The 19,486-nt window shown below is 71.4% G+C and carries 18 protein-coding genes; 6 read left to right on the top strand and 12 right to left on the bottom strand.

Annotated features, from left to right (window positions below; all coding sequences use genetic code 11):
• Positions 1-75 precede the first annotated feature (75 nt).
• From KALB_RS19210 to KALB_RS19200, 3 genes are all read right to left on the bottom strand, one after another.
• Positions 76-849: a 2OG-Fe(II)-dependent halogenase WelO5 family protein gene (locus KALB_RS19210; protein ID WP_025357343.1), complete on the bottom strand. Its 774-nt coding sequence runs from the start codon at positions 847-849 to the stop codon at positions 76-78.
• Between the two features lie 246 nt (positions 850-1,095).
• Positions 1,096-2,361: an NsdA family TPR-like regulatory protein gene (locus KALB_RS19205; RefSeq protein ID WP_148309531.1), complete on the bottom strand. Its 1,266-nt coding sequence runs from the start codon at positions 2,359-2,361 to the stop codon at positions 1,096-1,098.
• Between the two features lie 229 nt (positions 2,362-2,590).
• Complete coding sequence (locus tag KALB_RS19200) at positions 2,591-2,782, bottom strand: MbtH family NRPS accessory protein (protein WP_025357341.1); 192 nt, start codon at positions 2,780-2,782, stop codon at positions 2,591-2,593.
• 103 nt (positions 2,783-2,885) lie between these two features.
• On the opposite strand from KALB_RS19200, the gene KALB_RS19195 reads away from it, so the two are divergent.
• Positions 2,886-5,768 carry an amidohydrolase family protein gene (locus KALB_RS19195; protein ID WP_025357340.1) on the top strand — a complete coding sequence of 961 codons (2,883 nt, stop codon included), beginning with the start codon at positions 2,886-2,888 and terminating at the stop codon, positions 5,766-5,768.
• 45 nt (positions 5,769-5,813) lie between these two features.
• On the opposite strand, the gene KALB_RS19190 is transcribed toward KALB_RS19195, so the two are convergent.
• A complete protein-coding gene (locus KALB_RS19190; RefSeq protein WP_025357339.1) occupies positions 5,814-6,431 on the bottom strand; it encodes a TetR/AcrR family transcriptional regulator in 618 nt (205 codons plus the stop codon).
• A 164-nt stretch (positions 6,432-6,595) separates the two neighbouring features.
• On the opposite strand from KALB_RS19190, the gene KALB_RS19185 reads away from it, so the two are divergent.
• Both KALB_RS19185 and KALB_RS19180 read left to right on the top strand, forming a co-directional pair.
• The gene (locus KALB_RS19185) at positions 6,596-7,693 is read left to right on the top strand and encodes an FAD-dependent oxidoreductase (RefSeq protein ID WP_025357338.1); all 1,098 of its coding nucleotides are present in this window, start codon (positions 6,596-6,598) and stop codon (positions 7,691-7,693) included.
• 194 nt (positions 7,694-7,887) lie between these two features.
• Entirely contained in the window at positions 7,888-8,781 is an 894-nt protein-coding gene (locus KALB_RS19180; RefSeq protein WP_025357337.1) for an NADP-dependent oxidoreductase, read from the top strand.
• A 179-nt stretch (positions 8,782-8,960) separates the two neighbouring features.
• Here the strand turns inward: KALB_RS19180 and KALB_RS19175 are convergent, their stop codons facing one another.
• The 4 genes from KALB_RS19175 to KALB_RS19160 are packed head-to-tail and all read right to left on the bottom strand — an operon-like array spanning position 8,961 to position 14,066.
• Positions 8,961-10,139 (bottom strand): CHAT domain-containing protein, encoded by a 1,179-nt coding sequence (locus KALB_RS19175; protein WP_201771937.1) that lies wholly within the window; start codon positions 10,137-10,139, stop codon positions 8,961-8,963.
• A complete protein-coding gene (locus KALB_RS19170) occupies positions 10,136-11,665 on the bottom strand; it encodes a tetratricopeptide repeat protein (RefSeq protein WP_042220552.1) in 1,530 nt (509 codons plus the stop codon). The genes KALB_RS19175 and KALB_RS19170 overlap by 4 nt, the downstream gene beginning before the upstream one ends.
• Positions 11,662-12,780, bottom strand: coding sequence for a hypothetical protein (locus KALB_RS19165; RefSeq protein ID WP_042222269.1), 1,119 nt, complete (start codon positions 12,778-12,780; stop codon positions 11,662-11,664). Before KALB_RS19165 ends, KALB_RS19170 begins: the two co-directional genes overlap by 4 nt.
• The gene (locus KALB_RS19160) at positions 12,780-14,066 is read right to left on the bottom strand and encodes a hypothetical protein (protein ID WP_042220550.1); all 1,287 of its coding nucleotides are present in this window, start codon (positions 14,064-14,066) and stop codon (positions 12,780-12,782) included. The genes KALB_RS19165 and KALB_RS19160 overlap by 1 nt, the downstream gene beginning before the upstream one ends.
• A gap of 93 nt (positions 14,067-14,159) precedes the next feature.
• Here KALB_RS19160 and KALB_RS19155 point away from each other — a divergent pair, with 93 nt between their 5' ends.
• Genes KALB_RS19155 through KALB_RS19145 form a run of 3 tightly spaced genes read left to right on the top strand, consistent with a single transcriptional unit; the run spans position 14,160 to position 16,036 of the window.
• Positions 14,160-14,939, top strand: coding sequence for a hypothetical protein (locus KALB_RS19155; protein ID WP_052360468.1), 780 nt, complete (start codon positions 14,160-14,162; stop codon positions 14,937-14,939).
• Between the two features lie 16 nt (positions 14,940-14,955).
• Positions 14,956-15,369 carry a hypothetical protein gene (locus KALB_RS19150; RefSeq protein ID WP_025357333.1) on the top strand — a complete coding sequence of 138 codons (414 nt, stop codon included), beginning with the start codon at positions 14,956-14,958 and terminating at the stop codon, positions 15,367-15,369.
• Positions 15,370-15,421: 52 nt separating this feature from the next.
• Positions 15,422-16,036 carry a bifunctional 4-hydroxy-2-oxoglutarate aldolase/2-dehydro-3-deoxy-phosphogluconate aldolase gene (locus tag KALB_RS19145; protein WP_025357332.1) on the top strand — a complete coding sequence of 205 codons (615 nt, stop codon included), beginning with the start codon at positions 15,422-15,424 and terminating at the stop codon, positions 16,034-16,036.
• A gap of 28 nt (positions 16,037-16,064) precedes the next feature.
• Here KALB_RS19145 and KALB_RS19140 read toward each other — a convergent pair whose 3' ends face one another.
• From KALB_RS19140 to KALB_RS19125, 4 genes are read right to left on the bottom strand one after another with little or no spacing between them, the layout of a single operon-like run.
• Positions 16,065-16,469, bottom strand: a complete 405-nt coding sequence (locus KALB_RS19140; protein WP_025357331.1) for a hypothetical protein — start codon at positions 16,467-16,469, stop codon at positions 16,065-16,067.
• The gene (locus KALB_RS19135; RefSeq protein ID WP_025357330.1) at positions 16,466-17,581 is read right to left on the bottom strand and encodes a hypothetical protein; all 1,116 of its coding nucleotides are present in this window, start codon (positions 17,579-17,581) and stop codon (positions 16,466-16,468) included. Before KALB_RS19135 ends, KALB_RS19140 begins: the two co-directional genes overlap by 4 nt.
• Positions 17,578-18,597 (bottom strand): hypothetical protein, encoded by a 1,020-nt coding sequence (locus tag KALB_RS19130; protein ID WP_025357329.1) that lies wholly within the window; start codon positions 18,595-18,597, stop codon positions 17,578-17,580. Before KALB_RS19130 ends, KALB_RS19135 begins: the two co-directional genes overlap by 4 nt.
• Before the next feature lie 24 nt (positions 18,598-18,621).
• Complete coding sequence (locus tag KALB_RS19125; protein WP_025357328.1) at positions 18,622-19,479, bottom strand: phage distal tail protein; 858 nt, start codon at positions 19,477-19,479, stop codon at positions 18,622-18,624.
• Positions 19,480-19,486: the final 7 nt, after the last annotated feature.

Below are 19,486 nucleotides of genomic sequence, written 5' to 3'. Positions count from 1 at the left end.
TCACCCCAGAAATCGACGCATGGCGAGGATCGCGTCCACCCCAAGGACGCGAAGGGACGTGCGGAACGCCGCGGCTCAGCTCCAGTAGACGAGCGGCTCGTCCTCTCCGAGGTAGCCGATGAAGGTGCCGATGGTGATGCGCGTGGTGTCCCCCGATGGACGCACGGCGTGGATCAGCCTGGGGTTGAGCAGTGCGAGGTCCCCCGGCTCGGGCTTGATGACCGCCGTGGGCTCGGGCAACTTGTCGCGCTCGATGCCGTAGCTGCGCCCGGCGACCAGCCGCTGGTACTCCTCCTCGGCGGGCTCCATGTCCCACATCTCCAGCTCGCCGCCGACCTCGGGGATGTTGACGTAGATGTTGGTGGACAGCTGGGCCTGTAGGCGGGACTGGTAACCGGCGGGCAGGAACCGCTCGACCTTGTCGGTGTGCGGCACGAGGTCCACGTTGTTGCCCTGGAAGCGGCACACGCCCACGAAGCACTTCTCGCCCCGCACCCGCATCAGCTCGGCGCCCGCGCGCCACCGCTCGTCGAGCAGCAGGCGCAGCTCGTCCTCCGGGGAGGCGTAGGGGGCGAACATCTCGCGCAGCCGCGCGATGCTGGACAACGCCTCGTCGTGGTACCGGCGACGCGTGGCCTCGTCCTCGATCTCGGAGTAGGGGAAGCCCATCCGCCAGAACTGGCCGTCGGTCGTCGACCTTTCCCGCGAGCGGTACGCGGTGAGTTTCTCCTGCGCGACCTGGAGGACCTCGGGCCGACAGAATCCCTTGACAAGAACCGCGAAGTTCTCCTTCTTCGCGACCGAAACAATGTGCTCGTGGGAGAACTCTTCCCGGGTCGTGAACAGCACGCGATCCATCGCACTCCGATCTATCTGTTGTCGGTGACACGCCCCCCACGGACGCGAACGGCCTTTCTGGAATATTCAACGCCTGCACCACCTGAGGAACAACAGCACTCGGGTCAACTTCGTCAGGATCCAGTCAGCTTGGTTAACTTCGACGAACCGCGCTAACGGGCAGGTGGACTGCCCCAATGGGCACAGCAGAAAGGCCCGCCCACCAATGAAGGTGAACGGGCCTATCGGAGCGGAGAGTCAGCCTGCCCGGCCCGCGATCGGCTCGACAACCGATGCGGCGAGGAATTCCTCGATTCTTCCGACCAGATCGCGGGCCTGTGCGTCGCAGCGGGCTTCCCGGAGCAGTTCCGCGGTGGCGGTGCGCAGCGCGATCGAGATCGTATTGATCATCTTGTCGGGTTCGAGCCCGAACACGGGGACGAGCACCTCACTGATCCCGGTCAGGTCCCCCAGCCTGGCCCGTGCGCGCACGATGTCGATCCGCGCCAGCACCTCCAGCGAGTACGACCGCTGCTCCACAGGCAACACGGCCATCAGCTCCAGCGAGCTGCGCAACTCCCGCAGCGCGCCCGCCGGGTCGCCGAGCAGCAGCATCGTGTGCCCGGCGAGGTAGGACTGGCGGTCCCGTTGCAGGCTGAACAGCCCGATCCCGCAGACCAGGTCCCGTTCCGGGTGCTCGCTCCACTCGTACAGCGCGCGCCTGGCCTCGACCTGCATGCCCGCCGCCGCCCACGCGCGCGCCGCCATGAGCTTGAGGAACACCCCGAGCTCGTCCTCGGCGTGCCAGCCCATCCCGTCCACGGCGAACTGCGCGGACTCCACGAAGTTGCGCAGCCAGTAGGACTGCCTGGACTGCGCGAGGCGCACCCAGCGGCGCGCCTGGTTGTCCTCGGCCAGGTCGGCCAGGTCCCAGGCCGCCGCGGCGTGGTTGTACGCGGCGTTGCCGTCGCCGAGATCCTCCGACATCCACGCCAGCAGCGTGCAGAACTTGGCACCGAGTCCCAGCAGTTCACGCCGCTGGGCCGGCTTCTGGTGCCCGCGCAGCAGCCTGGCCACCCGGTCGCGCAGCATCGCGGCGCGGTAGACCAGCGGGCCGGGCGGCACGTGCAGGTAGGAGCTGGTCAGGCTGCTCAGCTCGCGGTTGAGCTGCTCCAGGGTGGTGTGGTCGGCGTTGGTCTCCGAGACCTGCTGAACCAGCTTGGCCGAGCTGCACGAGTCCTTGACCAGCGGGGTGATCTCCGGGACCTGGGCGGGGCCAGTGTCGACCACACCGGCCCCCGGCCAGATCGAACCGACCTCGACCGGCTCGCTCAGGTGCTGGGAGAGCACCCTGGCCACCGCCTCCGGGATTCCCCTGCGGGGATAGGCGCCGCGCAGCCAATGATAAGGAGCCTTCGCGCTGACCGTTCCCGGCCCGCAGAGCCGGTTCACTTCCCTGGCCAGCCGCTCGGGCGACCAGCTCAGCCGATCGAGGAATTCCGCGAGCTCGGTAACCACAGCCATGATGAAGACCGTCACCCCCTGAAACCCAGTCCCCGTACAGCCTGAGCAGCCTAACACGCGACATCACACGCCTCGGGACGCCGCGTGACGTCCCAGGGACGAAAATGGGTCCGACACCGCCAACCGCAAGGCCGTGAACTGCGGAAATGCCTGGACGCTCCGCCAGCCGGACGCAGCGTTCAGGCAGATCGGCGGATCATCCCACCTATTGGGACGGCCGTGACCACAATTAACCGGCTCGCAGGCACACCGGACGCAGGTCCACCCAATTCCGCCCGATGCGCTCCGGGCATTCGGCTTTGGCGCCGGTCATCCCGTCGGGTCGCCACCCGGGCGGCCGATCCCGATCGGCGAACCAGATCGAGTACTGTTCCTCGTGATTCGCGAACACGGTGCGCTTCCGCGAGCATTCCTCGGACATCGGGAATACCTCCGGGCGAGGTGAGGTGAATTTCCGGGAGCCCGCACCGCGCTGGGCTCGGTCGGCGGCAGCAGCACTCACATTCCGGTCCACAGTGGACAAATTGGGGGGCGTCATCAGAATCACCGAGGGCACCAACTTCTCCGCCGCCGTCGCACCGGACGGTTCGACCCTGGTGGTCGACCTGCTCAGCAGGCTGTGGATCCTGCCGGTCACCGGCGGCCCGGCCACGCCGCTGACCGGGGAACTGGGTGACGCGACCGCACCCGACTGGTCCCCGGACGGCACGCGGGTGGCGTTCCAGTCCTACCGCACGGGCAACTTCCACCTCTGGACCGTCACTCCCGGCGGGCAGCCCAGACAGCTGACCTCGGGCCCGTACGACCACCGCGAACCCGTGTTCTCCCCCGACGGGACCCGGCTGGCGTTCTCCGCGGACCTGGGGCGCGGCTACGGCATCCACGTGCTGGACCTGGCCACCGGGCGCATCACGACCTGGGCCGACAGCGCCGCGGAGGAGGCCGCGCCAGCCTGGTCCCCGGACGGCACCAGGCTGGCGTTCACAGTGGACGGTGCGGCGGTCGACGTCGTTGACGCGCACGGAAACCGGGAGCGGGTGGTCGAACCGACCGGTGCCGTGATCGCCGCGCCGTTCTGGACCCCGGACGGTCACGGCCTGGGCTGCACCCGGTTCGAGGGCGTGCTGCCCCGCAGGCTCGCCGGGTACGCGCGTGCCGCCAACCTGGTCGTCGGGGACAGGGTGGTGTCCACACCGGACGAGGACGTGTTCGGCTTCCGCGCGCACTGGCTGTCCCGCACCGAACTGCTCTACACCGCCGACGGCCACATCCGTCGGCGCGATCTGGCCACCGGCACCGTGTCCGACATCGGCTTCGAGGTGCACGCCCCGCACGAGCGCCGCACCACCCCGAGCCGGTGGCAGCCGCCGACCGGGCCACGTCCGGTGCGGGGCATCGCGGGCCCGGCCCTGTCCCCCGCGGGCGACCGGGTGGCGTTCTGCGCCCTGGGCGAGCTGTGGCTGATGCCGATCGGCGCGCCCGCCCGGCGGCTCACCCGGGACGGCTTCCTGGTGGCCGATCCCGCCTGGTCGCCGGACGGGCGGCAACTGGCCTACACCACTGACCGGCTGGGCAATCCCGACCTGTGGGTGCGCGAACTCGCCACCGGCGCCGAGCGCAGGATCACCGACCCGGTCCGAGCCGCGGTCGCCCCGGCGTGGTCCCCGGACGGCGGCAGGATCGCCTTTCAGGACCAGGACGGCGCCACCTTCGTCACCACACTGGACGGTGATCTCCAGCAGGTGCTCGGCCCCCAGTGGTACCCCGGCCGCGTCAGCTGGTCGCCGACGGGCACCGCGCTGGCCATGGCGGTGGCCCGGCCGTACTCGACCCGGTTCCGCGAGGGCACCAACCAGATCCTGGTGCTGGACCTGCGTTCCGGCGAGTTCGTGCTGCACGAGCCGGCGCCGCACCGGTCGCTGAGCTCGCGCGGGCTGGACGGCCCGGTGTGGTCCCCTGACGGCTCGCACATGGCGTTCACCACGGGCGGCCGACTGCACGTGCTGGCCGTGGACGCCGAGGGCAAGCCGCTGGCTGAACCGCGGTGCGTCGTCGACGAGATCGCCGACGCCCCCTCGTGGAGCGGGGACGGCAGGCGGATCCTCTACCTCAGCAACGGAGTGCTCCGCCTGGTCGAGGTGAGCAGCGGCCTGGCCGTCACCGTCGAGGTGCCGCTGACCTGCGCACCGGCCAGGACCACCGGCCACACGGTGATCCACGCGGGCCGGTTGTGGGACGGCCGCTCCCCCGCGCTGCGCGAGGACGTGGACATCGTGGTCGAGGGCGACCGGGTGATCGAGGTCGGTGAGCACCGTCAGGACCGGCCCGGCAGGTACGTGGACGCCTCCGCCTTGACGGTGCTGCCGGGTCTGGCCGACATGCACGTGCACAACCGCCTCAAGGGGCGGTTCCTCGGCGCGCGGCAGGGCAGGCTCTGGCTCTCCTTCGGCATCACCACGATCCGCTCGGCGGGCGACCCCGTCTACGAGGCGTTGCAGGAGCAGGAGGCCCTGCTCGCGGGCAACCAGTTGGGGCCGCGCTGCTTCGCCACCGGAGAGCCGATCGACGGCAGCCGCGTCTACTACGGGTTCATGCGGCCCACCACCTCCGCCGAGGAGGTCGACCGGGAACTGGCACGGGCTCAGGCCCTGGGGCACGGGCTGCTGAAGGCGTACGTGCGCCTGCCGGTCAGCGGACAGCGCGCGCTGGTCGAGGCCGCGCGGCGCACCGGCAGGCGGGTGAGCTCCCACTACCTGCACCCGGCCGCGTGGCTGGGGCTGGACGGGGTCGAACACCTCGGTGCGTCAACCAGATTGGGCTACTCGCAGACCATCACCCGCCGCGGCCGCACCTACGCCGACGTGGTCACCGCGCTCACCGCCACCGGCATGTCGCTCACCCCGACGCTGTTCGCCGCCGCGGTGCTGCTGGCCGACGGCGCCTGGCTCGCCGACCGGCGCATCCGAACCCTGTTGCCGCACTGGGAGTACAAGGCGCTGGCCGAGCTCACGGAGATCGTCTCCGACCCCACCGTGCGGGCGACCCTGCACGAGGTCCTCGCCTCCGCCGTGCACACGCTGCGCCGGGTGCACGAGGGCGGCGGGCTCGTCGCCGCGGGCACCGACGCGCCCATCGACTTCGTCGCGCTGAGCCTGCACCTCAACCTGCACGCGATGGTCGCCAACGGCATGAGCCCGCACACGGCCCTGTCCACGGCCACGGTCAACGCGGCCCGAGTGCTCGGGGCGAGCGAGGACCTCGGCGCGGTCGCCGTGGGCAGTCTTGCGGACCTGGTGTTCGTCGAGGGCGATCCGCTCACCGACATAACCGCCGCGGCCGCGGTCCGCAAGGTGATGCTGGGCGGGGTGTTGCACGAGGCGAGCGACCTGCTCCGCGGCTACCCGTAGCTGGCCAGTGCGAGCGGATCGCAGGTTCCAATCGATACCAGAGTTTCAGCGACTCGTAGCAGCCCGAGCGGTTCCTCGCGCACGTCGAGAAGGGCTGGCGACCTCCCAGGCCGCCTCGATCATCCGGAAGATCTCGTCCACCGCGGCCTCCGGATCGGCCGCCTCACGGGCCAGCGAGTAGGCGTCGATCACGAACCTCGCGATCGTTCGGCAGGCCGTTGTGGTCTGTGGCAGGTCGGGATCGGCGGCGATGGCCGTTGCCAGCGACTCCGCATGGCGCAGCCGCATCGACTCCTCGTACTCCCGCAGGGCGGGTGATTCCTCGATCATGCGCCAGGTCGGGGCGGCGCCCTCCGCCGTGCAGTGTCGCACCAGGGCGTGGATCTCGCGGCGCAGCGCGGGCATGAGCGGCTCGTCCGGCGCCCGGCCGGTGACCGCCTGGGTGAGGCGATGCTCGAAGTCCTCGTCCTGCTCGAACACCAGGGCCTCTTTCGAGGCGAAGTGCGAGAAGACCGTGGTGACGGCCACGTCGGCCTCAGCGGCCACGTCACGGATGCCCACCGCGTCGTACCCGCGTTCCAGGAAGAGCCGCATGGCGGTGTCAGCGATCTTCTGGCGGGTCGCGGCCTTCTTACGCTCACGGCGCCCGGGCGGCACGGTCATCCGCTGATGCTATCAGACGCAAAAGTGTGACGGTTGTTTAATACTAACCGTTAGTGTTACGGTCGGCGGCCTGAGGAGAGTGAGCCTCGCCGAGTTCGGCGGCCCAGACGCTCCGCGACTCGTAGCCGCCGCCGAATCGCACCGACAACAGGAGGAGCAGGGTCATGCGTACTGTCATCGTCGGAGGCGGCCTGGTCGGGCTGACCGCCGCGGCCTCGCTGCGCCAGAACGGACACCAGGTCACAGTCCTCGAGCAGGCTCCGGAGATCCGGGCCGTTGGGGCGGGTATCGGCCTGTGGCCCAACGCGCTTCGCGAGTTCGACCGGTTCGGGATCGGTGCCGAGGTCCGGGCGATGGGCCACGAGATCGACGCCTGGTTCTTCGACCCCACCGGCCGCGCGCTGCGGTCCGCGGGCTACGAGGACTCCGCCTACCGGTACCTGCTTGTCCCCCGCCCACAGCTCAACTCCGTGCTCGCCGATGCCATCGGCCGGAACCGGATCACCCTCGGCGCGCGGGTGAGTGGCTACACCGAGACCGAGGACGAGGTCGTGGCCCACCTCGACAACGGCGAGAACGTACCCGCGGACCTGCTCATCGGTGCCGACGGCGTCTACTCCCGGGTGCGCGCACAGCTTCTGCCCGGAACAGAGGCACACTCACATGCGGGCAACTTCGCCTGGCGTGCAATAGTTCCGGCGGGCGACGAGCGGCCCGAAGGGACCGTTCTCACGATCGGGCGGGAACGCACCCGCGGCGGGTATTCCCGCGTCACCGAGAGCCAGACCATGTGGTTCGTCAACCAATTCGAGGCCGGAACGCTCACCGGCAGCAAGCGGGACCGCGCACTCGAGCGCGCGCGCAACCTCGCCGAAGACGGTTGGCACGAGGACCTGCTGCGCATGATCGCCGCCACCCCCGAAGAGGACATCCTGGAGAACCAGATCATGATCGTGCCGGCACTGCCGCGCTGGACGAGTCACCGCGTCGCGCTGATCGGCGATGCCGCACACGGCCTTTCACCGCACATCGCCGCCGGCGGCACCCTGGGCATCGAGGACGTCGGCGTGCTCCGCAACGCGCTCGAGACCACGCCGACCCTGAGCGAGGCACTCACCAGCTACGAACAGCTGCGCATGCCGCGCTTCGAGCAGGTACGCAAGCTGGCGGACGAGGTCGCAAATGCCGACGGCCCAGAGGAATCCGCGGAACGATACGCGGCGTTCAGCCACTGGATGCTCACCACCGCCCCGACCGCGTAACCGACCCTGAGCCTCGAAACCCGCCTCCGCTGTGCGGCGGGAGTCGTTGCCGCAGCGCGGTGTCGGCGATCTCCCGGCAGGTCGCGGCCTTCCTGGGCGCATGGCGTCCGGACGGCACGGTCATCCCGTAGCACTACCAGCTACAACGTCATCACTGTTGTTAAACACTAACCGTTAGTGTTATGGTCGACGACATGAAGAGAGTGAGCTTCGCCGAGTTCGGCGGTCCGGACGTTCTGCGACTCGTGGACGCCGAGGAGCCGCACGCGGGCCCCGGTCAGGTACGCATCGCCGTGCGGGCGGCGGGTGTGAACCCCGTCGACTGGAGGATCCGTGAAGGCCAGTTCCAGAAGGTCCATCCGATCGAGTTGCCCGCCGGAGTCGGGCAGGACGCCTCCGGGGTGGTGGACGAGGTCGGCGAGGGCGTCGACGGGGTCGAGGTCGGCGACCACGTGTTCGGCGAAGGCTCGAGCGCCTATGCCGAGTTCGCCGTGCTGTCGGCCTGGGCCCGTATGCCCGAGGGGCTGACGTTCGAGGAGGCGGCCGGGTACCCCTCCGTGGTGGAGACCGCGCTGCGCATCCTCGGCGAGGTCGGAGTGCGGTCCGGACAGACGCTGCTGGCCAGCGGTGCGTCCGGCGGAGTCGGATCGGCGGTGCTACAGATCGCCCGCGACCGCGGGATCACGGTGATCGGCACGGCTGGGGCCGCGAACCAGGACTATCTGCGCAGCCTGGGTGCCGTCGCCACGACGTACGGCGAGGGCTGGGTGGAGCGGGTGCGGCAGCTCGGCCGGGTCGACGCGGCTCTCGATCTGGCCGGCTCGGGTGTGATCCGCGAGCTTGTCGAGCTGACCGGGGATCCGCGGAAGGTGGTCTCCATCGCCGATCTCGATGCGCCGGAGCTCGGTGTCCGGTTCTCCGGCGTGGCCGGGAGCATGCCGGACGCGCTGGCCGAGGCCGTCGACCTCATCTCGCGGGGAAAGCTGCACATCCCAGTCGAGAAGTCGTACACGCTCGCCGAAGCCGCGGCGGCGCACATCGACAGCCAAGCCGGTCACACGCGCGGGCGCCGGGTCGTGGTCGTCTGAGCCGTTCCCACGCAGCGGCACGGTCCGAGGCTGCGGTGCCATGAAAGTGCCGTTCGTGGCGTCAGGTGCCACGAACGGCACTTTCATGGCACGGCCTGCGCCCGGCTGGAGCTGCGCGACGCCCCGCCGGACCGGGTGCGCCAAGGCCAGGTACAGCGTGCTCGACGCGCTCGGCAAGGTCACACGGTCAGTGTGCTGAGGGCGCCCCACAGCAGCGGGGAGTGCTCGATCCGGCCGTCGGCTCGCCAGCGGGCGAGCTGACCGCGCTGCCAGTCGGCGAGCTGCCGCACGGGATCGGCCTGGTCGTGCGCGGAGTCCACGGCGAGGACCAGTTCGGTCAGCGGGCGGCTCGTGGCGGGCAGCCCGGCGAGCCGGTGGAAGGCATGCGAGGTCGGCACCGGCCAGCGGGTGGCCGTGACCAGCTCGGCCCCGTTGTGGATCATCGCGGAGGCCAGTCCGAAGGGCTCGGCGAAGCGCAGGTCCCCGCCGCTCTCGCAGGCGATCAGCGCGACCCGCGGCGGGGCGGGCCAGATCCGCGCCCCGGCAACCCCGTCGGCCCGTGCGGACAGGGTGCCGAGCAGCAAGTCCTTGGCGGACAAGGGCCGGTGCCCACGCACCACCTCGGCGAACCCGGTGGTGGCCGGGCCGCAGGACAGGTGCAGCTGCGCGTCCTCGCTCTGGCCGCCCTCGACCGGCGCCGAGCTGACGTGCCCGACGTACACCAGGCGGCGCGCGCCCCTGCGCAACTCGGCGCCGAGCCAGTCACGGTCCACATCGGACAGTCCGATGCCGCGACCGCCGTGCCGCCGGACCAGTGCCAGCAGGTCCTCGTCCGGCTGCCCCAGCACGGAACCCAGCGAGCCACCGGGCACGCGCGGGTCGAGCACCAGCACGACCTCGTCCGAGCCCGTGGTGGCAGCGCCACGACGCAGCGACAGCGGCACGGCGATCGAGACTTCAGCCAGGTCGACGAGCCGGGTGTCCGCGTCCACAGCGAGCAATTCCCAAGGCACCTGCGCGACTCGCGGCGAGGGCTGGATGCGGACCAGTGGGCGCGCACCGAGCGTGCTGGTCACCTGGCGGATCTGCTCGGTGAGCTGCACCGGCCACAGGGCATCGGCGAGGGCGTCCGCCAGGCGCAGCTCACTGTCGTACGCCCGCAGCTGGCTGTCCTCGAAGGCCCGGCGCATACCCGCGCCGCCACTGCCAGGCAGCGCCCCGGCCAGCAGGTCGGTGACACGGGTGAGGTCGGCGCGCGGCACCTGGCCGGTGCCATAGCCCTGCACCCCGGCGATCCACCGCCAGGTCAGGTACATGTCCCCGGCATCGGCCATGCGGACTTGCACGATCGGGGTCACCACGAGGCCACCGACTCCTCACTCACGATCCGCCGCCGGTAGCGCTGCTCGGCGGCCTCGATGTACTCGCTCAGCGCGACCCGCCCGGAATCCGCCGACATCAGCACCTTCGGCGGCAGGGTGACGCGCAGTCCCACGGTCGCCGCGATGTCGGCGGCGACCCCGGACAGCTCGGTCGCACCCGGTGCCGTGTCGGCGACCCTCGCCGCGGGATCGGGCAGCCCACCGGGTTCACCGACCACGCCGACCGCGCGATCCAGTGGGACGCCCGCGCAACGGAACTCCACCAGCTCGAAGATCAGGCCCGGATCCCCGCGGCGCGCGGCGAGCCGGAACGCCAGGCGCATGGCCTCCTCCGCGAAGGCGAGCCACTGCGCGCGGGCGTGCCCGGTGGCGAAGTCGCACCGCATCGCCTCCAGCGCCAGCGCGGCGGGGATCGCCAGCGCGAGCGCCGAGTCGATGGCCTGGGCCTCGTGTTCGCCGTACGCGGAGCGGGCAAGCCCCTCCTCGATGCTGGCGGCCATGATGAAGTCCGTCTGCGCACAACGCTCGTAGACGCCCCGCGATTCGTAGACCCCGCGGGCCTGCTCCGCCAAGCGCACCATCTCGTGCACGTCCCCGCGTCGGTACGCCTGCTGGCTCGCGGACAGCGCGCTGTCGGCCGCGGCGATCGCCAGCCCGTGCTGCTCGAAGGCCGCCATGCTCAGCGCCATCAGGTCGGCCGCCCGCACGGCATTGCCCCGCAACGCGGCCAGCAGGCCGCGCGCCTGCTCGCACACTGCCAGGTCGGCTGCCTGCCCGCGCTGCTCGAACAGCACCGAAGCCTCGGTGTAGAGCCGTTCCGCCTCCTCGAACTCACCCCGTCGAAGGGCGACGAAACCCCTGTGCCCCAACAGCTGCGGGGCGTCACCGAGCAGCTCCCCCGCCTGCGCGAGGTAGTCCTCGGCCAGGTCGTAGCGCCCGGTGGACGCGCAGATCACCCCGAGGTTGGTCAGCAGGTAGGGCACGGTCGACACGGTTGAGTCCGTCGTGGACAGTGTGAGCGCGGCGATCTCCTCGGCCGCGGCCCACTCCCCGCGCGACATGAGCACGCTGGCCCGGGTGTTGCCCAGCTCGGCGGCTCGCGTGCCGTCACCCTCGAACCCGGGCAGCAGCACCGCGGCCTCGTTCAGTCCGGCCAGCGCCGAATCGAGATCACCGGCCTTGCGGCACAGGTCCGCGCGGCCGATCAGGGCCTTGAGCATGAGGTCCAGCCAGAACTGCTGGGCCAGCGGGTCCTCGGGCTCGATGCGGTTGAGCAGCGCGATTGCCTCGTCGTGGCTGGCCGCGCCCGCCGCGAGATCGGCGCACTCGACCTGCACCATTCCCAGGTTGGCCAGCAGGTACGCCCGCAGGAACGGGTCCTCGGCGAGGGGCAGCAGCTGCTGGTAGATCGCCCGCGCGGCAAGCAGTTCCGCGGCCTGGAGGTGCTGTTCCACTGTGGACAGTGCACTGTCGAACGGCTCGCCGAACTCCAGGGTGGTCATCGGTCGGCGGCCACGATCTCGGCGAGGAACCGGTCCTCGGCGGCGAGCCTGCGCCTGGCCAGCTCGCGGACGGCCGCGCGCTCGGCACGTCCATCCTCGGAACTTCCAGGATCGAATCCCGGCAGCAGGACCCCAACATCCACTTGGGACGAAGAGGTCGCCGGGACCTCGGCGCCGCCAGTCCACTCCGCGTCACCGCGCGCGAGCACGACCCGCTCCACGGGCGAGGCGTCCACCCGGACCTCGGCGGCCAACCGCACGCCCGGCGCAGGCTCGACCTCGCCCGCGGCCGCGAGGATCTCTATGCGCCGCCGTGCGCCCACCGCGCGCACGGCCCAGGTCACCGCGTCCTCGGCGGCGTCCACGAAGCCAGGCGGGTAGCGGCGCCAGTCGTTCACGCCCACCCCGCTGACCACCACCCGGCCGGTACCGGTACCCGGTTCGCCCGCGGCCAGGGCGAAGTCCTCCTGTGTGGGGAAGGACGCCGCCAGCTCGGTGGTACCTGGTCCGTCGAGCGCGGATCGAAGCTGGCGCAACGGTTCCCCGTCCAGCCCTGCCGCGTCGGCGGCCTCGTCGATCGACCGCAGCACGCGCTCGGCCGCACTCGATCCGCCAGCGCGCCACCACTGGATCAGCGGCTCCAGCGCGCCCTGGTGCTGCTCGATCAGCTCGGCCGCCTCGGGCGAGTCCGTGAACAGTTGCTGGCACTCGTGAGTCAGCGCGGCCAACTCCAGCCCCAACAGGTCCTCCGCGAGTGCGGGAATGGCGTCGATGCGGGACGCGGGCCACCAGCGGGCGGCCCAGTGCCCGTAGGCGAGTCGCGCCACGAGCCGCCCCAGCCCGGTCTGCTCGGACTCGACCGAGGCCTCCGCGATCTCGCCGCTGGCGCACGCCTGCACGGCCAGCGCGACCGGTTCCCCGTACACCGCCCAGATCCACTGCTGGGCGTCGGCCACGTCCTCGATCTCCGCATCGGGCACGCCGAGATCGGTGACATCGGGCCAGCTGAGCACGGCACCCGCCACGTCCAGCACGGCACGGGTGAAGTCCACCCCGCCTCCTGCCGAACCCGTGATCCGGACCGCCCCGTGGTCCACCCGGCTGACCCGCACCATCACGCACCCCCTGCCAGCGCCCGCAGCGCCGAACGGACCTTCGCGCGGTGGTCCATCATCACCGAACGCGCCACCCCGTCCAGCACCTCCCGTGCCTGCTCGCGGTCGGTTACCGGATCGGCCCGCACATCCCGGCCGTGCAGCCGCACCCACAGCCGTCGCGTGTAGGCGGCCCACGGGCTGCGCAGTTCCTCGGCGAGCACGGCCAGTTGGCCACCGGCCGGGTCGGGCGAGGTCGTCATCCGCCGCGCCCGCAGCGCGGAAGCCTCGCGCTGCCAGCGCCGGTTGACCGCGCGGTGCGTGGCCGTCGGCGCCGCAGTGCCGCTGCCGAGCGGGTCCAGTCCCGCCGCGAGCCCACCGCCGAGCACCATGACCACGCGCAGGCTCTCCCCGTCGAGGCCGAACGGGGCACAGCTGCGGCCGACCTCCGACCGCACGAGCTGCGGGACCTCGGGCAGTTCCTCACGTCGCGCCGAGGACGCCTGCAACTCCACGAAGACCCGCTCGAACAGCGTCCGGTCCAGCGGAGCGGGCATCGCCGCCGTGGACGCCCCGTCGCCGACCAGCGGCCGGGGTGGGGTCGGCTCCGCGGTCAACCCGAGGTGGCTCGGCACGCCTTCGTTGCCCCACGGGAGGTTCGCGTCTGTCCACAGTGCACTTCCCACGGCGCTGCCGCACTCGGCGTCGACCATCTGCTCGTAGGTGTCGGCACCGTCGAGCACCTGGACCGCCAGCTCGATCGCGGCCGTGACCGCACCTGCCGGTCGCCGCCTGCGGGCCCACCGCTCGGCCAGTTCCCCGTCCAGCTCGGCCTGCCGTTCGAGGTCACCGAGGTGCTGCCGCAGCGCCTCCACCGTGCGCCCGCCCACCGATTCCGCCAGCTCGCGGAGCACCTCCTTGGCCAGCTCCGCCGCGTGCGCGGGCGGCTGTCCGTGCTCGGCGGCCAGCTCGTAGCAGCGCTGGAAGTACAGGTCCTGTGGGTTGCCCGCCACGATGCCCATCGCACGCCGTGCCCGCTTGAACACCGTGAACCAGGACGCCGTGGCCCGCAGCCGGGGTCCCGCCTGCGCGATCAACTCCCCGAACCGGGCCGCCTGCTCCGGGTCCAGCAGGTCACCGGCCAGCTCGGGGCGCAGCGAGGGCCTGATCACCAGCGGGACCAGGATCAGCTTGACCGTCCTGGTCAAGGGGGCGCCGCCGGGGCCGCTGAGCGGCTCCAGCCCCGGGCCGAGCTCGCGCCAGGCCAGGTCGGCCAGTGCCGCGCGGGGGCGGCGGTGATCGGACATGGCACGACCCTACGCGGTGGCGAACCTGGGACCGGTAGGCGGCCGAGGGCCCATAACTTCCTCCTCGTCAACAGGAAGACGGAGGTGGGACCGGTGATCAGGACGTTCATCCGCGTGATCGTGCTGCTGGGGGTGGTCGGCGCGGTCGGCCTGTACGTGTGGCTCGGGCTGCACACCCCGGACAGCGAGTTCTCCACCCCGTGGGACGACTACGTGTGGCTGCCGGTACTGGCCGGGTGTGTGGGCGCACCGATCCTGCTCATCAGCATCATGGCCGGGCCGGACCTGAACAGCCGGGCCTTCCGCGAGGCGCCCATCGGTGTCGGCACGATCACCGAGGTCCGCCAGACCGGGCTGTACATCAACGACGAACCGCAGTTGGCCCTCACCATGACCGTGCGGACCGAGGACGGGCAGAGCTTCCAGTCCGTGGCCAAGCAGGTCGTGCCGATGACCGACCTCGCACTGGTCGCGCCCGGTGTCGTGCTGCCGGTGCGCTACCTGCCCGGTCGCACCGACCGGGTGGAGATCAACAAGGGCGGGGACCCCGCAGCCGTCCAGGCCGTGTACGACCGCGTGATGATCAGGGCCGGTCTGAGCAGCGAGCGCGCCGTGGCCATCGCCGCGCGCGGCACCAAGTCCTCCGCCGTGGTCTCCGCCGTCCGCGCCACCGGACGCATCGTCGAGGGCAACGGCGAGCTCAGCTTGACACTGCTCGTCAAGCGCCCCGACGGCAGCACCTTCGAGGCGACCTCGGAGAAGGTCATCCCCGGCAACCTCCTCGGGTTCGTGCAGCCGGGTCGCGTGCTCACCGTCTTCTACCTACCCGCCAGCGAGCAGGAAGTCGTCCTGCACCTGCCCGCCAACCCCTGAAACTGGGAGGAACACCATGGGACTGTTCGGAAACCGCAAGAGCCGCGAGGAGCGCGGCCGGGAGATCGCCAACAAGGTCGCCAGCGGCAAGGGCTTCTACGGCCGCGCCACCCGCGCCTTCCTCGGCGGCGAGGACTTCGCCAAGGTCCAGGAGTCCATCGGCGCCTTCAACTCCGGCATGGAGGTCCAGGCCCTGCTCGCCGCCGGGGCCCCCGTCGTGCCCGCCGTGCTCGTGTCGATCACCGACACCGGGCGGCTGGTCAACCACGACCCCATCGCCGCTCTGGTCGTGCGGCCCGCGGGCAGCGACGAGGACCTGCACCTGGAGGCGATCGTGTCGAAGTTGCAGGTCCCCCGCGTCGGCGACCAGGTGCGACTCGTCGCCGATCCCCGTCGGCCCGGCAGCTACCTCTACGCCGGTCTGGCCTGACCGACCGCGCCCGGTACCCCACCGCGGGTACCGGGTGCCTTAGGATTCGACCGTGAGCTACCGCTTCGAGACGGCACAAGCCGTTGTGCGCCAAGGAGTTGTCGGCATCGTCCGCACGCCCGACGCGGAGAGCGCGGTGGCGGCGGCCGCCGTGCTGCTCGACGCCGGGCTGCACACGGTGGAACTGCCGCTGACCAACCCCGGAGCGCTGCGGGCCATCGAGCAGCTCGGCGCGCGCTACCCGGAGGCCGTGCTCGGCGCGGGCACCGTGCTGGACGAGTCGGCGGCGGTGCTGGCGATCCGGGCCGGTGCCCGGTTCCTGGTGTCGCCGAACCTGAACACGGCGGTGATCCGCACGGCGAGCCGGTACGGCGCGGTCAGCGTGCCGGGGGCGGGCACCGTGACCGAGGTGGTCCAGGCGCTGGAGGCGGGCGCCGACCTGGTGAAGGTCTTCCCGGCCTCGGCGATCACCCCGCAGTGGGTCCGCGACCTGCGGGCGGCCGTACCCCAGGCCCCGCTCGTGCCCACCGGCGGTATCGGCCCGGACGAGGTGCCCGACTGGCTGGCGGCTGGTGCTGTCGCATGTGGCCTCGGGTCCGCGCTGACCAAGGGCACGCCCGAGCAGGCCCGCGAGCGGATCACGGGGCTGCTCGGGCGACTGCGCTGAGGACCACCGGGCCCCGCCCGCGTACGGCTCAGGCCGTCAGGAACACCGCGACTCGCACCAGGCCGGTGCCCGAGGTGCGCCGGGCCTGCACCGACACGGCACCGCCCGCGATCGGCACCGTGTCCGTGCCGCGCTCGGCGCCCGCGGTGAGCTCCCCGCCGACCTGGCTGCCGTCCAGCAGCACGCGCACCGAGCCGGTGGTGCCCTCCTCGGCGGTCCAGCGCAGCTCCAGCACCCCGCCCCGGGTCGTGGCGTCGAACAGGTCCTCCCAGTCCGGGGAGGTGGTGGCGGGCCAGTCCACCGGGCGGGTGGGCGGCAGGGCCAGCGCCGCGGCGGGTTTGGCGGCGACCTTGGCCGCTTCGAGCAGCCTGAGTCGCCGTTGCAGCTCCCGCAGGTCGGTGAGCAGCGTGTCCCGGTGGTTGACCCGGCTCATGAGGACTCCTCAACACTGGCCACGGTCAGCTTGACCTCCTCCTCGCCCTGGTCCCCCGGGGTGACCTCCAGGCTGAGGATGCGCATCGTCACGTCCAGCTGCCGGTGCGGGAAGAACAGGTCGTCCACCACGACGCGCGCGGTGTCGCCCACCGAGTAGGTGCCGACCAGCGGGTCCAGGTCGGCCCGCACGGTGATCTCCGGCAGCGCCACGGGCCGCCGCTGGGCCGCCAACGACCCGGCGGCCCAGGCGTCCAACAGGTCCTGGTTGGCGGTGTCCAGCTGGCTGGAGGTGGCCTCCAGCAACGGCCAGCCCAGCCTGATCGCCTCGTCCTCCTGGGCGAGGGCCATGACCGAGCTGCTGTCCCCCGCGGCGCCCTGGGCGAAGACCCGGGTCGCCATGGTCGAGCCGTCCAGCGGCCACACGAACCGCACCAGGTTGGCGCCGAACTCCCACACGTAGGGCGCACCGGGCTGGCCGAGCGCGGGGTGGCCGATCCGCAGGGTGCGTTGCGGGCGGCCGTCGCTGCCGTAGCGGACGTCGACCACGAAGTCGAAGCCGTGTTCGGCGTTGGCCAGGTCACGCAGGGCGTCGGCGACCGGCTTGAGCTCGCTCGGCGCGTAGCTGACCGTCCTGGGCACGCCGGAGGCCGCGGGCCCGAGCACGCGCAGGCCGATGTCCCCGCCCGGGTGCGACTGGGTGAGCCGCACGAGCTCACGTGCGATGTCCACCTGGTCCACTCCCGTGAAGGCCACCGGCGGGGTGTTCGGCACGGGTTTGCTCACCGGGTAGCCCAGCACGTACCGGTGTTCCAGGTAGGACAGGAAGTCCGAGGCGCCGATCTCCAGCACGCCGGTGGACACGTCGTAGCGGGTGGTCCAGATGATGCCGCCCCACACCAGTGTCCCGTCCCGGTCCACGTAGAGCGCGGTGCGGCCGGGCTCGGTCAGCGCCCTCGGGTCGCGCACGCTCACCTGCGGGTCGGTCACCTGCAACTGGGCGCGCAGGCTGCCGGTCTCGTTGAGCTTGCTGTCGAAGGTGACCTGGGTCAGCGGCAACTCGTCCACGATCGCGCCGGTCCGCACGTCGGCGATCAGGTAGGTGTAGCTCACGACGCCTCAGCCGGGTCGTCCACCAGCCAGGAGGTCTCCAGCGAGATCCAGAAGTTCTTGGGCGCGGGCTGCGGGTTCTTGAACTGCAACTGGACCACGTTGGTCACCACGGCGATCTGGATCCAGCCGCCGTCCGCCGTGCTGGCACCGGTCACCCTCGGCTGCGCCGCCGCGATCAGCAGCTTCGGGTAACTGGGGGCCATCGTGGTGGGGAAGGTGCCGATGTGCGGGCTCGCGTCGCTCAGCGCGGGGAAGTCCACCGTGGGCTGCACCATTCCGCGCAACTGCACCAGATTGCCCACGCGACGGACCTGTGGCGGCGGGAACTGGTCGGGAACGAAGGGCACCCAGTTGGCGCTCAGGGTCAACGGGACCCACCCGCTGTTGGTGGTGTTCACCGCGGTGCGCCAGCGGGTGCCGTCGTGGAACTCCAGGTTGTTGCTGTCCAGGCGGTGCAGGTACATGCCCTGGTACGGCGCCTGCGGCCGGGTGGCCGCGCCCGCCACCGGCAGGATGCCGCCGAGGGCGGTGGTCAGCGGGACCTGCTGGTCCACCTTGGGCTGGGACCCGTTGGCGAACACGGTCACCTGGGCCAGCACCAGGCTCGTCGGGTTCGGCAGCGCGGGCCGTTGCGGCGGGCTGGCTGGCGTGCCGGTGACCAGGTGCACGGAGAACCCGGTACCGGTGGTGGTGACCTCCGCGACCACCAGGTCGATCCGGTTCAGCGAGGCCGCGGGCGGGTCCGGGGTCAGTTCCACCACCGAGTCCAGGGTCACCAGGTACGCCCCGCCCGCGGCGCTGCCCTGGTCCTGGAGCACGGCCTGGAACGGGTTGAGCGTCAGCTTCACCGGGTTGCTGCCCGGTTTGACCGCGACCAGACCGGGTGCGCCGGGTGCCGGTCGCAGCCCGGTGAGCGCCCGCACCGGGCTGGCGTCCGGGGCGATGAGCAGGCCGGTGGCCAGGCGCGCGTCGGAGTCGGTGATGCCGGTGACCCACCCGGGGTGTCGTTCGGCCATGGTGTGTTCCCCCTTGCTGTGCGGTCAGATCCACGCGTCGGACCAGTAGGCGGTGAGCTGGGCGGTGCCGCTGGGCGCGGCGGCGCTGAACGCGATGGGTGTTTGCTGGTACGCGGGCAGTCCGAACCAGATGGAGCCCGGCCGCAGGGTCGCGCGGCGGTTGGCCCCGCCCAGCGTCACGGTCCGGGCCGCGACGTCCACCTTGAGCGGCTCGCCCTCGCCGAGGGTCAGGTCGAAGGCCAGTGACCGGCCGGTGGCGGTGTTGGTGATCACCGGGTAGTCGCAGGGCCCGTAGATCCACCACTGCGGCAGGGAGACCGCCGAGCCCTGGTTGGTCAGCAGCAGCGATCCTCCCGCGCCGCTGCCGAAGTCCAGCGGGAAGTGCGCTGGGAAGCTCAGTCCAGGTCCCTGCTGGGCCAGTCCGCAGCTGGCCTGGTAGGTCTGCGCGGACAACCGCACCGGGTTGGGCGCGGTCAGTTGCAGGGACCACTGGAAAGTGGTGCGGGTCCGATCGGCCATCTTCGCCGGACCGGACAACCTCGCCCGCACCTGGCGGGTGAACAGCTGTTCCTGTACCCGCAGCACGCCCAGCGTGGTGGCGTCGGCCAGCACGGCGGCCAGCCGGTTCTTGGCCATCTCCCTGGCCTCCCACCTCGGCGCCAGCGCCACCCCCTCCAGTGTGATCACCCGTGGCGCCCGGTAGCCCGGCGCGTCGAACGCCCCGTCGGCCCGCGCCTTGTTGACCAGGTCCAGCCGGATGTCCGGGGTGCTGGACCAGCCCTCCTCCCTGGTCACCCACCACTCGACCCCGTCGGGGTCCACGGTGTTGCCCGCCCACTGGTCCACGGCGAACACCGGCAGTTGCAGGGGTGTGTACGTCACTGCTGAG

Origin of the sequence: Kutzneria viridogrisea DSM 43870, from assembly GCF_000525635.1 — a bacterium.
Taxonomy (GTDB): Bacteria; Actinomycetota; Actinomycetes; order Mycobacteriales; family Pseudonocardiaceae; genus Kutzneria; species Kutzneria viridogrisea.
This window is presented reverse-complemented; position numbering and strand designations above follow the sequence as displayed.